This window comes from Mycobacterium sp. GA-0227b, assembly GCF_001499855.1.
Taxonomy (GTDB): domain Bacteria; phylum Actinomycetota; class Actinomycetes; order Mycobacteriales; family Mycobacteriaceae; genus Mycobacterium.
The window spans coordinates 233716-248985 of sequence record NZ_LQIK01000031.1; the positions used below are offsets into that span (position 1 = coordinate 233716).

Annotated in this window: 15 protein-coding genes; 10 read left to right on the forward strand and 5 right to left on the reverse strand. The window is 68.2% G+C overall.

Annotated features, from left to right (window positions below):
* Positions 1-16: 16 nt before the first annotated feature.
* Positions 17-610: a 50S ribosomal protein L17 gene (gene rplQ, locus AU185_RS20430; protein ID WP_059157006.1), complete on the forward strand. Its 594-nt coding sequence runs from the start codon at positions 17-19 to the stop codon at positions 608-610.
* A complete protein-coding gene (gene truA, locus AU185_RS20435) occupies positions 594-1490 on the forward strand; it encodes a tRNA pseudouridine(38-40) synthase TruA (RefSeq protein WP_172800409.1) in 897 nt (298 codons plus the stop codon). The genes rplQ and truA overlap by 17 nt, the downstream gene beginning before the upstream one ends.
* A 9-nt stretch (positions 1491-1499) precedes the next feature.
* On the opposite strand, the gene AU185_RS20440 is transcribed toward truA, so the two are convergent.
* Both AU185_RS20440 and AU185_RS20445 read right to left on the reverse strand, forming a co-directional pair.
* On the reverse strand, positions 1500-2195 hold the full coding sequence (locus tag AU185_RS20440) for a cutinase family protein (protein WP_156425609.1): 696 nt from the start codon (positions 2193-2195) through the stop codon (positions 1500-1502).
* A gap of 64 nt (positions 2196-2259) precedes the next feature.
* Positions 2260-3024, reverse strand: a complete 765-nt coding sequence (locus AU185_RS20445; RefSeq protein ID WP_059101405.1) for a cutinase family protein — start codon at positions 3022-3024, stop codon at positions 2260-2262.
* 150 nt (positions 3025-3174) lie between these two features.
* Between AU185_RS20445 and eccB the strand changes: the two genes are divergently transcribed.
* The gene (eccB, locus tag AU185_RS20450; RefSeq protein ID WP_059101406.1) at positions 3175-4566 is read left to right on the forward strand and encodes a type VII secretion protein EccB; all 1392 of its coding nucleotides are present in this window, start codon (positions 3175-3177) and stop codon (positions 4564-4566) included.
* Here the strand turns inward: eccB and mycP are convergent.
* Together mycP and eccD are read right to left on the reverse strand one after the other, a co-directional pair.
* A complete protein-coding gene (mycP, locus tag AU185_RS20455; RefSeq protein WP_502687997.1) occupies positions 4534-5898 on the reverse strand; it encodes a type VII secretion-associated serine protease mycosin in 1365 nt (454 codons plus the stop codon). The two genes, eccB and mycP, sit on opposite strands and share 33 nt — an antisense overlap.
* Entirely contained in the window at positions 5895-7241 is a 1347-nt protein-coding gene (eccD, locus tag AU185_RS20460; protein ID WP_059101407.1) for a type VII secretion integral membrane protein EccD, read from the reverse strand. Before eccD ends, mycP begins: the two co-directional genes overlap by 4 nt.
* A 119-nt stretch (positions 7242-7360) precedes the next feature.
* Between eccD and eccCa the strand changes: the two genes are divergently transcribed.
* The 4 genes from eccCa (at position 7361) to AU185_RS20480 (ending at position 12966) form a co-directional block, all read left to right on the forward strand.
* Positions 7361-11119, forward strand: coding sequence for a type VII secretion protein EccCa (eccCa, locus tag AU185_RS20465; protein WP_059101408.1), 3759 nt, complete (start codon positions 7361-7363; stop codon positions 11117-11119).
* A complete protein-coding gene (locus AU185_RS20470) occupies positions 11116-12261 on the forward strand; it encodes a type VII secretion-associated protein (protein WP_156425610.1) in 1146 nt (381 codons plus the stop codon). The genes eccCa and AU185_RS20470 overlap by 4 nt, the downstream gene beginning before the upstream one ends.
* 74 nt (positions 12262-12335) lie before the next feature.
* Positions 12336-12659, forward strand: coding sequence for a WXG100 family type VII secretion target (locus tag AU185_RS20475; RefSeq protein ID WP_059101410.1), 324 nt, complete (start codon positions 12336-12338; stop codon positions 12657-12659).
* Positions 12660-12669: 10 nt separating this feature from the next.
* A complete protein-coding gene (locus AU185_RS20480) occupies positions 12670-12966 on the forward strand; it encodes a WXG100 family type VII secretion target (protein ID WP_059101411.1) in 297 nt (98 codons plus the stop codon).
* A 102-nt stretch (positions 12967-13068) separates the two neighbouring features.
* Here the strand turns inward: AU185_RS20480 and AU185_RS20485 are convergent, their stop codons facing one another.
* A complete protein-coding gene (locus AU185_RS20485) occupies positions 13069-13260 on the reverse strand; it encodes an excalibur calcium-binding domain-containing protein (RefSeq protein ID WP_059101412.1) in 192 nt (63 codons plus the stop codon).
* Between the two features lie 320 nt (positions 13261-13580).
* Here AU185_RS20485 and rplM point away from each other — a divergent pair, with 320 nt between their 5' ends.
* The 3 genes from rplM (at position 13581) to AU185_RS20500 (ending at position 15252) form a co-directional block, all read left to right on the forward strand.
* Positions 13581-14024: a 50S ribosomal protein L13 gene (gene rplM / locus AU185_RS20490; protein ID WP_059101413.1), complete on the forward strand. Its 444-nt coding sequence runs from the start codon at positions 13581-13583 to the stop codon at positions 14022-14024.
* A complete protein-coding gene (gene rpsI, locus AU185_RS20495; protein WP_082683995.1) occupies positions 14021-14494 on the forward strand; it encodes a 30S ribosomal protein S9 in 474 nt (157 codons plus the stop codon). The genes rplM and rpsI overlap by 4 nt, the downstream gene beginning before the upstream one ends.
* Positions 14495-14859: 365 nt before the next feature.
* Entirely contained in the window at positions 14860-15252 is a 393-nt protein-coding gene (locus tag AU185_RS20500) for a hypothetical protein (RefSeq protein WP_059101414.1), read from the forward strand.
* Positions 15253-15270: the final 18 nt, after the last annotated feature.

Genomic DNA, 15270 nt, shown 5'->3' on the forward strand with positions numbered 1-15270 from the left:
ATTAGGAGAAGTCGCAATGCCCAAGCCCACCAAGGGTCCTCGTCTCGGCGGGGGCTCCGCTCACCAGAAGGCGCTCCTGGCCAATCTGGCCACGGCGCTCTTCGAGCACGGCCGGATCAAGACGACCGAGCCGAAGGCGCGGGCGTTGCGGCCCTACGCGGAGAAGCTCATCACGCACGCCAAGAAGGGCACGCTGCACAACCGGCGTGAGGTGATGAAGAAGATCCGCGACAAGGACATCGTGCATGTGCTGTTCGCCGAGATCGGTCCGTTCTTCGCCGACCGCGACGGTGGCTACACCCGCATCATCAAGGTCGAGAACCGCAAGGGCGACAATGCGCCCATGGCGGTCATCGAGCTGGTGCGGGAGAAGACGGTGACCTCCGAGGCCAACCGTGCTCGCCGCGCTGGCGGCGCACAGAAGGCGGCCGAGCAGCCCGTCGCTGCAGCGGCCGCGCCGCAGGCGGCCGTGGAGCCGGAGGCCACCGAGGGCCCGACGGAGACAGAGACGATCGAGGAGGCAAAGGCGGATTCGACCGAAGCCACCGAGGCCGAGGCGCCCGCCGACGAGGCCGAGACGGCCGAAGCCGAGGATGACGACAAGTCCTAGTAGTGCTGTGAACGAACCCGCCATCGGCAACGGTGGCGGGTTCGTTCGTCTCCGGCTCGACATCGCCTACGACGGAACCGAATTCGCGGGGTGGGCGGTGCAGGCGGGGCAACGCACCGTCAGTGGTGTCCTCGAAGACGCGCTGTCAACGGTGTTCCGCATCCCGGTGGCGCTGCGGGCGGCAGGCCGCACAGATGCCGGGGTGCACGCCACCGGTCAGGTCGCGCATGTCGACGTGCCGGTGGATGCGTTGCCGAACGCCTATCCACGCGCCACACGTCCCGGCGACAGCGAATTCCTGCCCCTGGTGCGACGGCTCGGGCGGTTCCTCCCTCAGGACGTTCGGGTACTCGACGTTGTCCGGGCCGCACCGGGTTTCGACGCCCGGTTCTCCGCGCTACGTCGGCACTATGTCTACCGGTTGTCGACGGCGCCGTACGGGGTCGAACCGCACGACGCGCGCTACGTGACCGCCTGGCCGCGCCCCCTCGATGTCGCGGCGATGAGCGAGGCTTCGCGACAGTTGTTGGGTCTGCACGACTTCGCCGCATTCTGTCGCCACCGCCAAGGCGCCACCACCATTCGCGACCTGCAGCGCCTCGACTGGTCGAGCGAGGGCACCCGGGTCGCCGCTCATGTGACCGCCGACGCGTTCTGCTGGTCGATGGTCCGGTCGCTGGTGGGTGCGCTGCTGGCGGTCGGCGAACACCGCCGCGAGATCGGTTGGTGCGCCACACTGTTGACGGCCGAGCGACGCTCCAGCGAATTCGCGGCCGCACCACCGCAGGGCCTGACGCTCGTCGGCGTCGACTATCCTCCCGACGACGAACTCGAGGCCCGCACCAAGGTCACCCGCGACCTGCGCGTCGCCGAAGAGTGATTTCGCTCGTCAGATTCGGCCCGAAATGAAATCCGCGGCCTGGTTGACCATTCCCGCGTTGATGTAGGCCCTCGCCGCGTGGTCGGGCCAGTTGCCTTCCCAGGTCTTGGGCTCGGCGGGGTTGCAGATCGGGTCCGCGCCGTGGCAGAGCTCAATGGTGCGCTCCCGGTACAGCGGGCTGAAGTTGGTGATCGGACCCACCCACGCGGCCCCGTTTCCGAACAGCGCGATCGCAGCGATATGCCGGTCCATGCCCGGTGGCAGCGGCTTGTCGAAGCCGAACGCCGCAATGGGGGCGGCCAGCACAACGTCGGTGACCGCAGCGCCCAGCGAATAGCCGCCCAGCACCAGCCGGGTGTCGGGGCAACGGCCGGCCATGTCCTGGATGCGCGAGCTCATGTCGTTCGCGCCGATGTCGATTTCGTAATCGGCGGGATAACTGACGGCGTAGAGGTTGACGTTCTTGTCGGTCTTGTTGCGCAGGGCGCTGATGAGCGCGTTACCGACCACTCCCGCGCCGGGCGATTCGGTACGGCCGCGCGCGAAGATGAGCTCGGCCTCGGGGCACGACTGAGCCGCGGCCAGCGGCACGGCCTCCCGCTGGCCGGTGATGACGGGCGCGATGAGTCCGGCCGCGGCAAGAACGACTGCACCTACGAGCAGCGTCCCCCGACGGCCCCAACGGCGAACAAGATCACTTTGCACCCCGCCGATCTTAACGGAACTAATCAACGCGCGAGTAGACAGATTTGCTACGCCGTCGGTGCGGTCAGACGAGACCGGCGACGAAATTCGCCGCCTGCTGAACCATTCCGGAGCTCACGTAGTCGTTGTGCGCGAACGGGTTGCGCCCGCGTGAGCAGATCGGATCGCCATCCTTGCAGAGGTCGATCGCCCGGCCCGCGAACACGGAGCTGGTGATCGGGTTGCTGAACTTGGTTGCCGGGTTTCCGAACACCGCGACGGCGGCGATGTTGGGCACCAGGCTCCTGGGTAGCGGAGGAGCCGAACCCACCGAGCCGATCTTGTTGCCGAGCGGCGGCACGCCGGCCAGCATGTCGATGACCGCGGCCCCCTGCGAGTAGCCACCGAGCACCAGGCGGGTCGACGGGCACTGCTGCGACATCATCGCGATGCGGTTGGTGGCGTCGGTCGCGCCGTCGGCGGCGGCCAGGAAGTCGTACGAGGCGGGATAGTTGACCGCGTACGTGCTGAGGCTGCGGCCGCTGGTCAAGCTGCGCAGCGCGTTGGCGAACGCCGTGCCGGGTGTCCCGAGGCCCGGCGTGTCGTCGGTGCCGCGGGCGAAGATCACCTCGATGTCGGCGCACGAAGAGTCCGAGGAGTCCGAGGAGTCCGAGGAGCCGTATCCGGGCGTGGCCGCCGACCCGGGCGCGGGGCCGGAGCCGTATCCGGGGCTGACCGGTCCCGGCGGGGGACCGGGTTGGGCCGCCGACAGCGGGGCCACGCCGCCGACGAGGGCGACGACGGCGGCCGCGGCGGCCGCCAGTCGGGCCGTCTCACGCAGCAAAGTCACGCGGACATACTCACATATCGACGGGGCCGTCGGCCAACAGTTTGCCTTGACGAGGACGCTCAGCCGCCCCGCTGCTCATTCCCCTGGCGGTCGGTGAAACGGTGACCGGCGGGGCGTCCCGCCGGGCTTAGGCTGACCGCGGGGGGAGTGATGACGGGGCGGTCGACCACAAAACTGCAGATCAGCGGACACCGGTTTCTGCTGCGGCGGATGGAACACGCTCTTGTGCGCGGTGATGTCGGGATGCTCGACGATCCGATGCGCGCGCAGGCGCTTTCCCTGCTGGTCGGCGGCGTGCTCGCGGTCATCGCGATCGGGGCATGCGCCGTTCTCGCGTTCCTTTCGCCACGAGCAGCGCTCGGCGACGTCCCGATCGTCATGGTGCGCGACACCGGCGCCCTGTACGTCCGGGTCGGCCCCACGCTGCATCCAGTGCTGAACATGGCATCGGCGCGGTTGATCACCGGTTCGTCCGACAAGCCCCGGCTTGTCAGCGCGTCAGCCGTCGAGACCGCACCACGCGGCGCGATGCTCGGCATCCCGGGTGCACCCGACACGATCGCCGCGCCACTGACCGGCGACGAATCCGGTTGGCTCGTCTGCGACGACGGATCGTCGACAACCACGGTGCTGGCCGGACCCGTCGACGAGCTGCCGACCGCGCGCCGAAACGTACTCGTCGGTGCCGCAGGCGAAGGTGCCGCGGCGACCTATCTGCTGTTCGACGGGCGGCGCGCGAAAGTAGATCTGCGCAACCCCGCGGTGATCCGCGCGCTCAGGCTCGACGGCATTGCGCCCCGACCCGTTTCACGCGCGCTTCTGGACGCCCTGCCCGAGGTCCCCGAGATCGCCGCGCCACACATCCGCAATTCCGGTTCGACCGGGCCCGCACCCCTGCACGGGTTGCGGGTGGGCACTGTGGTGCGCGTATCACGCGCCGATTCGGAGGAACTCTATGTGGTACTCACGGCGGGAGTGCAGCGGATAGGCGTGGTGGCGGCCGATCTCATCAGATTCAGTCAGGCGCAGGATGGGCACGAAATCGTCACCGTCGAACCGGGTGCCATCGGCGCTGTGCCGGTAGTCGACGACCTGCCGATCGGCGAGTTTCCCGAACGCGTGGGTACGGCGGATGATCCGGTGCTGTGCGGGCAGTGGCGGTGGTCGGCCGGCTCGACGTCCGTCGCTACCGCGACCGTCACCGTCGGCTCCCTTCCCCTGGAAGGCAACCCACCTCCGGTACAGCTGGCGCAGTCCGACGCGGCGGGCGCCGGGATCGACCGTTTCTCGATGGGCGAGGGACGCAGCGCGTATGTGCGAGCGGTCGGCGTGAGCGGCGACGGGGCACGGAACGGAACGCTCTACCTGGTCAACGACGCCGGTGTGGTGTTCGGTATCCGCGACGAGGAAACGGCCAAGCGGCTCGGCCTGATCGGAGAGCCGGTACCGGCACCGTGGCCGCTGCTGGCACGATTGCCACGAGGACCGGAACTCAGTGTCGCGGCCGCCTCAGTCGCGCGGGATGGCCTGAAAGCCCCGTAACCGCTTACCCGACAGCGTCGTTGCGATCACTGCAACGACGACTCCAAGGCAGATCGCGGCGCCGCGGACCGCGATGTCGGCGGACCGGCCGTCATGCAGCGCGGGTGCCGGAACCGACACGACTGGCGCGCGGTCCGGATCCGTGACGGGCGGGGACCCACCCGTCACCGCGCCCAGCGCGTCGACGACCCCGTGGCCGACGACGGGATCCCACCCGGCGGCGGGGTGGCGCGCGGTTTCCTCGATGCGTCGCATCACCTGTCGGGCGGTCAACTCCGGCGAAAGCGACCGCAGAATCGCGACCACGCCCGCGACCACGGGTGCGGCGTAACTGGTTCCAGCGAGCGGCTTCTCGCCCGTGGCCGTCGGCAACGCTGCGGTCAGGCCCTCGCCATCGCGATCAAGCGACACCACCCGCTCGCCCGGGGCGGCGACGTCGACCCAAGGTCCCGCGAGGCTGAACTCGGAGGGCCGTCCGTTCGGGGCGATCGATCCGACCGTGAGGACGTAGTCGTCGTACCACGCCGGGCTCACCACCGCTTTGACGTCGTTCCAGTCGGGCCGGCCCGGCCGGATGGAATTCTGGTGTGGGCATTGTCCGGGCGCACCGACGTTGCCCGCGGCGGCCACCACCACGACGTTCTTCACCTCGACCGCATACGCCAGTGCGGCGCCCAGAGCCCGGTCATCGAGTTTCGCGTCAACCGCCACACATGCGACGGTGGAGACGTTGATGACGGTCGCACCCATGTCCGCCGCAGTGCGAACCGCCCCGGCGAGGGTGTCGACGTCACCGAAACCGGACCCGCCCGGATCGTCGGCGGCCCTGAACTTGTTGCTGGACTGGCGGATACCGATGATCGTGGCGTCCGGTGCGATACCGCTGAAGCGGTGCGCCGTGTCCGGATCCGGGGCCGCGCCGACGATTCCTGCGACGATCGTGCCGTGGCCGTCGCAGTCCTCGGTGCCGTCGCCACTCGACACGAAATCGCCGCCGGGAACGAGATGAGGCAACAGCCGGTGTCGGGACACCCCGGTGTCGATCACCGCGACGGTCTGACCCGCGCCGCGGGACAGCCGCCACACAGACTGCATGTCCAGGTCGTCGAGTTGATCACCGACGTCGTTCTCGACGGAGACACCGTTGGCGGCCACGCATTGTTCCGTCTGCTCGGTGCGCCGCGGCGGTACGGGAGATCCCGGGTTCGGGAGCCGCGAATCGTCAACTGTCGGCGGCGTTATCGCGGCCGCCTGGAAGGTGCCGGCCCATGGCGCGGAGACGAATGCCGCGGCGAGGACGATGCGCAGTACCCGCTTGACGGTGCACCTCACGTGAGTGCCAAGTTGCGGACGAGGTCGAACACACCGGCGATCCAGCAGGCCAGCGGTATCACCGCCGCCAACGCCAGATACTCGACAACTTCGGCGGCGCGGCGAACGGCAAGGCTCGGCGTGATACCGACACGGGGCAGCAGGGCGCCCGCGCCCGCGACGACGGCCAGCGCGCCGACCCAGTGCGCGTGCTGCGGTGCCGCCATCGCCATCAGCGCGAAACCGATGGCCGCGCTGGCGAACCCGCAGACCGCCAATGCGCAACGCCGACCGACTCCGACGTGGGTACGGGTGCGTAGCAGCAGCGTCACCCCGACGACAATGACGAATACCGTTGCGGCGACCGGGAAGTGACGCTCACCGGCGGTACAGCCGACGAGCGCGGTACCGGTCGCCGCGGCCAGCGACGCGCCGATCACGATACCGGTCAACGTGTCGTGGGCGAGCATCGCGCGGCGCTGCGCAACGGGGGTCGGAGGATCGTTGTCGTCGTCCGGCGGCGCGGGACCGATGCGGGTGACCAGGATCGCCACCCGCGGAGCCGAACTCAACGCCGCGAGCGCCAGCGTCGCGAGCAATGCGCCTGAGGCGGCGGCGTCGAGATTGCAGGCGATAGCGGTCGCCGAGGCTGCGGTGCACAGCAGCGCGGCGGTGGCGCAGACGGTCAACTCGGTGTGGCCGCGGTTGGCGAACCGGAGTTGTAGCACCGCCACGGACAGTGCCGCGGCAGACGACAGCAGCAGGTGCGCGGCAGGCGGTCCGGCGGGCACGGCCACCACACCAGTGGCCGCGGCCAGTATCACCGCAATCGCACTGAGAGCGATGAAAAGCGACGTCTCGGGGTGTGCGCGTCGAGCCAGATGCCCAGCCCCGACCACTGCGGCGGTCAAGGCGGCGGCGGTGACGAGCGGTCCCGGACCCCCGGTGGAGCGCGCCGACCAGATGATCGCGGCGGCCCCGATACATGCGGCGGCAAGGGTGCCGCCGACACACAACTGCGCGGGCACGGTCGCGCTCGAAGGCCCGAGCCTGGCGACCGTACGACTCGAGTCGCGGTCGAGGAAGACGGGCGCCGGGACGTCGTCAGTGGTGAGCCACAACAGCTCGCCATTGCGAATCTGGTTGTCCTGCAGTGTCAGCGACTCGTCCAGCGGCGGTGCACCGACGCGGCGAAGGCGCCAGCGTCCGCCGGTCCACGCCAGTCGGTGATCCGGACGGACGAGCTCGACGATCGACGGCAGCATATCGCCGAGAATGGCGCCGCTTGGCAACGCGAGATCGATTGTCGCCATCGTGTTTCCGTCGCCGACGTGAACGGTGACTCGGCACAGTGAATCAGGCATCGCATCCCCCCGAATGACGCCGGTGCGCTCACCGTAACGCAGTCAACGAGGTCGCACGCGCAGCAGCTTTCTTTGTTGGGGATGGAACCGAATCGGTGCCCGCCGCGTCCACTTCATCGATGGAGCCTTACCGTGAGACGCGCGGCGTCGTGGTGAAACCGCCTCCGGCGCTTCCGAAAGAGGTGCCGAGCAATCCCGTCGCGCGCCTGTTGCCGGTGGCGATGCTGGTCGCGGCGATCGGCATGATGGCCGTCTACTTCACGACGGGGACGGGGACGGGGACGAGCCGCAGCCCGATGTTCATGTTCTTTCCGGTGATGATGATCATGTCGGTGCTCGGGACGGTGGCCTACGGCGCCCCCGGCGGCGTCGGCCGAACCACCGAGATCGACGGGAATCGACGAAAGTATCTGCGCTACCTCGACTGTCTCGATGACGACGTCGTGACCACCGCGATCGACCAGCACCGGTCACAACACCGGCGCCATCCCGCCCCCGACTCGTTGTGGACGTTGGCACACGACCGGATTGCCGAGCGCAGACCGGACGATGACGACTTCTGCTGTGTCCGGGTGGGCATCGGTGACCAGGAACTGTCGGCGCCTCTGTTGGAGCCCGACCTCGGTGCCGTCGACGACCGGGATCCCGTGACGGTGTCCGCCGTGCGCTCGCTGATTCGACGGCGTTCGGTCGTCGAGCAGGTGCCGATCGCGCTGGCACTGCGGCAACACGCCGTCATCGCGGTCGGCGGCGACGAACAGCTTGCGCGAGGACTCGTGCGGGCGATGGTGTGTCAGCTGGCGGCGCTTCACGGAGCTCACCTGGTGACGATCGCCGCAGTCACCGCCCCGCCGACGCGTGACGGCTGGGATTGGCTCAAATGGCTGCCGCATCACCGGCACCCGGGGGACATCGACGCGAGTACAGCGGACCGGCACATCCTGGTGATCGCCGACGGTGCACCGGTAACGGACGCCGAACGGCTGACCTCGGCCCGCAACGTCACCGTCATCGCAATCGGTGCCACATCGGCCGAGGCGCGGTCAACCGCGTTGACTGTGAGCATCGATCCCGACCGGCTGAGCCTGAACTCCGCCGATGGGCATCAAGTGATCTGCCGGCCGGACTCATTGACACCGGCGCAGGCGCTCGTGTGCGCACGGCGGCTGGCGGCTACCCGACTCGACACGCTCCCGGCTAACGGTGCGTACCGTGCCTCGACGGCGCGTGGCTGGCTCGCCCTGTTCGACGTCGAGATGCCCGGCCAGATCAGCGCCGAAAAGCACTGGCTCCGAACCGATGAGATCCGACCGGTGCCGATCGGCGTCACGGACGACGGCGCGCCGGTGCTGATCGACATCAACGAAGCCGCCCGCAACGGCATCGGCCCGCACGGGCTGTGTGTCGGCGCCACCGGTTCCGGGAAGTCGGAGCTGTTGCGCACTTTGGTGCTCGGCATGATCACCAGCCACCCGCCCGACGCCCTCAACCTCGTGCTGGTCGATTTCAAGGGCGGCGCGACGTTCCTCGGGCTGGAGCGGGCACGACATGTGGCTGCGGTGATCACGAACCTCGCCGACGCGGCTCATCTGGTCGCCCGGATGAACGATGCGCTCGCCGGCGAGGTGCATCGCAGACAGGAGTTGCTGCGCACGGCAGGCAATTTCGTCAACGTGACGGAGTATTCGCGGGCTCGGTCGCGCGGTGTCCCGCTGCCGCCATTGCCCGCGCTGTTCATCGTCGTCGACGAGTTCTCCGAACTGCTCAGCCACCATCCCGACTTCGCCGAGCTGTTCGGGGCGATCGGCAGGCTGGGCCGATCGCTGGGCATACACCTGCTGTTGGCGAGTCAGCGGCTCGACGAGGGCAGGCTGCGCGGCCTGGACACGCATCTGTCTTACCGGATCTGCCTCAAGACCTTCTCCGCCAGTGAGTCCCGCGCCGTGCTCGGCGTCGCCGATGCCCATTCCCTGCCCGCCACACCTGGTGCAGCCTTGTTGAAAACCGCTGCCGGTGAGCTGATCCGGTTCCAGACCGCCTTCGTCTCCGGACGGTGCCCGCAACCGCAGCACGAACACCGGGCCGAAGCGCCCGGGCCGATGCTGTTCACAGCGGCGCCCGTCACACCGGTCACCGCGCGCGATGCCGGGCCCGAGCACCGCCTCCCGGCGCCGACGCTGTTGGACGCGGTGTTGGACCGAGTCGGCGGGCGGGGAACCGACGCGCACCCGGTGTGGTTGCCGCCGCTGGCCGCGTCGCCGACGCTGGACGTACTCACGTATCCCGATTCGCAGTGCCGGCTCAGTGTGCCGATCGGACTGGTGGACAGCCCTTTTCAACAGCGCCACGATGTGCTGGTCGCGCACCTGGCCGAGGCGGCGGGCAACGTCGCGGTGGTCGGTGCGTCCCAGTCGGGCAAGTCGACGGCAGTGCGGACGCTGATGCTGGCTCTCGCGGAGGTGCACGGGCCCACCGAGATCGGCTTCTACTGCTTGGATTTCGGCGGCGGTGCGCTGGCGGGACTCGGGACACTTCCGCATGTCGGATCGGTGTCTGGTCGAGCCGATACGGAGCTGTGTCGCCGCACGGTGGCGGTGGTCGAATCGCTGATCCGGGCGCGGGAGGAACGGTTTCGCCGGATGGGAGTCGATTCGATGACCGACTATCGCGCACGGCGTGCCGCAGGCGACCCGGCTGCGACCGACGACCCCTACGGCGACGTGTTCCTCGTTGTCGACGGGTGGGCGCACCTGCGTCAGCAGTTCGAGAATCTGGAGGCGCAGATCACCGCCATCGCGGCACAGGGACTCGCATTCGGCGTGCACCTGATCGTCACCGCCTCGCGATGGGCCGAACTTCGCCCGGCGCTCAAAGACCAGATCGCGACCCGAATCGAACTGCGGCTCGGGGACCCTGCTGAGTCGGAGATGGATCGTCGGCGGGCACGCGCGCTGACCAACGCGCCGCCGGGACGCGGCATTACCGCCGACGGCCGAGAGATGGTCATTGCGCTGGCTCGCTGGGACGGCGTGTGCGGTGTGGCCGGTCTGCGCGACGCGATCACTGCGACCGTCGATCGGCATTTGCAGCGATGGGCGGGCCAGCGCGCGCCGCGCATCGAACTACTGCCGACACTGGTGGTCCATACTCAGCTCATCGAGTCGGCTCCGGCCGCACCGCAAGTGGGTACCTTGCTGGTCGGGATCGGCGAGCGCGAATTGCTGCCACTCACAATCGAGTTCGCCGAGCAATCGCATCTGCTCGTGCTCGGAGAGGCCGGCTGCGGGAAAACCTCGTTGTTGCGGCTGCTGTGCCACGAGATCGTCCGCACCCGCGGCGCCGACCGGGCACTGCTGGAGATCATCGATTTCAGGCGGTCGCTGCTCGGTGTCGTCGAATCCGAGCACCTCTCCGGATACGCCGCATCGCCGGCGGCTCTGGCCACGAGAGTGCCCAAACTGCTCGGCAGGCTGGAGGCACGCATGCCGGGCGAGAGCGTGACACAGCAACAGCTGCGGGACAGGTCGTGGTGGTCAGGCCCCGAGGTCTTCCTCGTCATCGACGACTACGACCTGGCGGCCGCGTCGACCGGCAATCCCTTGGCTCCGCTGGCGGATCTTCTCCCGCACGCCGAAGACCTTGGGCTACACGTCATCGTGGCCCGTCGATCCGGCGGTGCCGCGCGAGCGATGTTCGATCCCGTGCTCGCCAGGATGCGCGAGCTCGGATGCATGGGTGTGATGATGAGTGCAAGCCCCGACGACGGCGTACTGCTGGGCTCGGTTCGGCCGTCTTCGCAGCCACCGGGGCGCGGCACGCTGATCACCCGGCGCGACGGGGAGCAACTCATCCAGGTCGGCTGGACCGATCCGCCGTGAGCCATCCGGTTGTCGAAGTGGGCCCGAGGACGGTGCGCGCGCCTACGTGCCTTGAGCCGGAGGTGGTTTCGGCGGCGCTGGAAGCCATCGACGACGACCTGGCGCTGGTGGTCGAACAGGCAGTGTCGGTGCCCGGATTGTGGGCCGAACTGATGCGTGCGGCGGTAGCCGGTGCCGACGCCGTCGTCCTCGTGTGTCCGACTTGGTGGCCGAGGGCGCGAATCGACCGGGTCCGGGCAGCCGCGGAGCAGGCCGCGGCGACCGTCGAGGTGCTCGGGCGCACTGCGGTGCTGCAGAACGACACTCACGCGACCGTCATCGAGATCGCCCCGGAATTGGTCGTTGTCACCCGGGTCGGCGCGCGTGCGGTGGTCATCGCTAATCACGACGGCGACGTCGCCGAGGAGGTGACCGCCGCGGTGGGGCTCGCCGGGCCGGTGCTGATCGACGCGCCTGCGAACCTGCATGCCGGCCGGTTGGTCGACGGCGTTCTGAAACGGCTTCGTAGCTGCGGCATTTCGGCTCGCCTGGCCGATGAGGATGCGGTGCGTCGGGCCGCAACCCGGCAGGCGGCTCCCAGCGATGTCGGCCCGGATCCCGGCGGCAGCCGACGGCATCGCACAGCGGTGATGGCGAGCGTCGTCGTGACGACGGTGACGCTGTGCGGCGGGTTCGCCCTGCGCGGGCGCGCCGCCGAGCCTCCAACCCCAGCGACAACGCTGTTGACGGAGGGCCGCGTCGAGATGATGGTGCCCGCGGCATGGCCGGCGCAGCGGATCACGTCCGGGCCCGGATCGGCTCGGCTGGAGGTGGTTTCACCGTCGGATGACGATGTCAGGCTTCACCTCACCCAGTCGATCGGCCCACCGGAAACCGATCTCGCGCAGACTGCCGCATCGTTGCGAGCCGCGCTGGCCGGCGAGCCGGGCGAGGTTTTCGTCGAGTTCGACGCATCCGGATCCCCGGCCGGCCGAACCGCTGTCAGCTATCGGGAGCTCCGTCCAGACCATCACGTCGCTTGGACGGTGCTCGTCGACGGCCGTGTCCGGATCGCGATCGGCTGCCAGAGCGCGCCCGGCCGCGAATCCGCGGTGCGCGACGTGTGCGACCAGGCGATCCGGTCCGCTCGTGCAATTGCCTGAAATCCGGTGGAACCGAACCCGCACCGGGTGCGTCGTACCAGTCAGAACCGAAATGAGGAAACGAAAGGACGCTCATGACGACACCGCAAGGCGGTTCACTGAACACCGATTTCGACCTGATGGCCTCGGTCGCGAACAAGACCGACGCGCGCAATGAGGAGATCCGCGCGATGCTGCAGTCGTTCATCGGGCGGATGAGCGCGGTGCCGCCGTCGGTCTGGGGCGGCGTCGCGGCCACTCGTTTCCGCGATGTCGTCGAGCGATGGAACTCCGAATCGCTGAGACTCCATGCCTCGCTGCAGCGGATCGCCGAAACGATCCGGCTCAACGAGCAGACGCTCCGGGAAGCCACCCAAAGCCACTCGCACCGCATCGGTGCGGTGGCCAACCACCTGTAGAGGAGCCGTGATGGATCACGTGTTGTCGTACAACTTCGACGAGATCGAGTACACCGTCCGGCAGGAGATCCACGCCACGTCGGCCCGGTTGAACGGCGCGCTCGAGGACCTGCGCGCTCAGATCGCGCCGCTGCAGGAAGTGTGGACACGCCAAGCGGCCGACGCATATCGCGTCGAACAGGCGAGATGGGAGCAGGCGGCCGGCGCGCTCAACGAGATCCTGGTCAGCCTCGGCAATGCGGTTCGCGATGGCGCCGACGACGTCGCCGCGACCGACCGCAGCGCCGCGAACGCTTGGGGGTCGTGACCCCGGAAGATGCCTGTGCGATTCCAATTGGAGGGGAGCCACCGGGATCGCACGGTTCGCGCCACCGTGGTCGAGGAGAGCGGCCACGGTGGCGCATACCGCCTACTCGCAGGCGACCCCATCGCGATCGCGGTCCAGGTGCGGCGCGTAGCCGTCCTGGCCCTGCAGGATTGGATCGGTGTCGGCAGCTCGAACTGCGTCGCAGTCCTCGTAGTACACGTCGGCAGACGCGGTCGCAGCGCCGGCCGCGGTTGCGGCGACGACGAATGCGGCGACGATCAAGCCACGAATCATTTTCACTCCATTGCGATGTTGAATTTCCAGATGCGAGACGGCCGGTTTGCTGCCACCCCCGCGACGACGCTAGGGCGGTAGAAGTGAAAAGGAATCCGGGATTTCCCTATGTTCGGGTCAGGCTCGCGGTGATCGGACGAGCCCAGCGAGGCACCGTTTTGACCTGCGACGACGCCCGCAGGTAAGCTGCCTGGTTGGCGTGCGGTAAGCACGGGTCCTCGGGTCAACGTCGGTCGCCGAGATCAACCCCTCCGCAAACGCCTGACCGGCACCCGGTCACCGGGACTCGAAACCCGACAGGGCAAAAGGAAGGTAGCGCTGTGCCTACGTACACGCCGAAGGCGGGTGACACCACACGTTCGTGGTACGTCATCGACGCCACCGACGTGGTGCTCGGCCGGCTCGCCGTCGCGGCAGCGAATCTGCTGCGGGGCAAGCACAAGCCGACATTCACGCCGAACGTCGACGGTGGCGATTTCGTCATCGTCATCAATGCCGAGAAGGTCGCCATCGGCGGCGACAAGCTGCAGAAGAAGTTCGCCTACCGCCACTCGGGTTATCCCGGCGGGCTGCGCAAGCGTTCGCTCGGCGACGAGATGGAAAAGCACGCCGACCGGGTCGTCGAGAGGGCGATCCTCGGCATGATTCCGCACACCAAGCTGGGCCGTCAGATCCAGAAGAAGCTGCGGGTCTACGTCGGGCCGGATCATCCGCATACCGCCCAGCAGCCGATTCCGTACGAAATCAAGCAGGTGGCCCAGTGACTCAGCCAGAGACGACCGTTGACACCACCGAAGCAACGACCGATGCAGCGGTCGAAGCGGCTCCCCGCGAGCCCGTCTTCATCGATCGCCCGATCCAGACCGTCGGCCGCCGCAAAGAGGCCGTGGTCCGGGTGCGCCTGGTTCCCGGCACGGGCAAGTTCGACCTCGACGGTCGCAGCCTCGAGGACTACTTCCCGAACAAGGTCCACCAGCAGCTGATCAAGGCCCCGCTGGTCACCGTCGACCGGTTGGAAAGCTTCGACATCTACGCCCACCTCGATGGTGGTGGCCCGTCCGGTCAGGCGGGCGCGCTGCGCCTGGCCATCGCGCGTGCGCTGATCCTGGTGCAGCCTGAGGACCGGCCTGCGCTGAAGAAGGCCGGCTTCCTGACCCGCGACCCGCGGGCCATCGAGCGCAAGAAGTACGGCCTGAAGAAGGCCCGTAAGGCGCCTCAGTACAGCAAGCGCTGATCAAGCCGCGAAACCGCCGGGTGTGCACCGCATGCCCGGCGGTTTTCGTTTCCAACGAAAGGACGCCGGGATTGATTTACCGGCCACGAGTAACGCTCTGCGCGGGGCGACGCGATGTGGGAGTAGAGGGTCCGACCTGCGGCGTATGCCAGAACTAATTGTCGCCTCAGTTAATTAGCCGGTCGCAGAATACCCACGACGCGCAATCTTTATTCCAAGATCCCGGTTTGACTTCCCGATTGATCGTGGAACCCAGACCCCCGGAAGCAGAGGCGCCTTTCGCGCCAGGGCAGGCAGACCCTGCCACCGGGGCATTCGCCCGTCGGGGGCCGGATCCGCTGCTTCCTGACAGGAAGGAATATCTCATGCACAACATCGTGAAGAGGGCGTCTGCAGGCGCCGTGATGGGAGGATCGCTGCTGTTCACCGCGGGCTTGGGAATTGCCCAGGCCCAGCCGCTGAACCTGCAGGACGGTCTGGTCAACGTCGCTGTCGGCGATGTGACCATCCTCGAAGACGTGAACGTCGGCGTGGCCGCGAATGTGGCTGCCGCGATCTGCGGTCTCGAGGTCGGACCGGTCAACGTGCTGGCCGAGTCGGTTGACGCCGACGGCGGTACCGAGACGGTCTGCGACGTCACGGGCGGCCCCATCAACCTCACGCAGAACGCCGGAACTCCGGGTCAATCGGGTCAGGCGCCGGGCGGCGGCCCCGCTCAGGCTCCGGGCAACCCGACCCCGGGCGGTCCGGCTCGCTAAAACCGGATGGCACACCGC

Coding starts and splice junctions, on each gene's coding strand:
- rplQ (WP_059157006.1), top strand. CDS start 17: ATGCCCAAGCCCACCAAGGGTCCTCGTCTCGGCGGGGGCTCCGCTCAC.
- truA (WP_172800409.1), top strand. CDS start 594: ATGACGACAAGTCCTAGTAGTGCTGTGAACGAACCCGCCATCGGCAAC.
- eccB (WP_059101406.1), top strand. CDS start 3,175: ATGACGGGGCGGTCGACCACAAAACTGCAGATCAGCGGACACCGGTTT.
- eccD (WP_059101407.1), bottom strand. CDS start 7,241: ATGCCTGATTCACTGTGCCGAGTCACCGTTCACGTCGGCGACGGAAAC.
- eccCa (WP_059101408.1), top strand. CDS start 7,361: ATGGAGCCTTACCGTGAGACGCGCGGCGTCGTGGTGAAACCGCCTCCG.
- AU185_RS20475 (WP_059101410.1), top strand. CDS start 12,336: ATGACGACACCGCAAGGCGGTTCACTGAACACCGATTTCGACCTGATG.
- AU185_RS20480 (WP_059101411.1), top strand. CDS start 12,670: ATGGATCACGTGTTGTCGTACAACTTCGACGAGATCGAGTACACCGTC.
- AU185_RS20485 (WP_059101412.1), bottom strand. CDS start 13,260: ATGATTCGTGGCTTGATCGTCGCCGCATTCGTCGTCGCCGCAACCGCG.
- AU185_RS20500 (WP_059101414.1), top strand. CDS start 14,860: ATGCACAACATCGTGAAGAGGGCGTCTGCAGGCGCCGTGATGGGAGGA.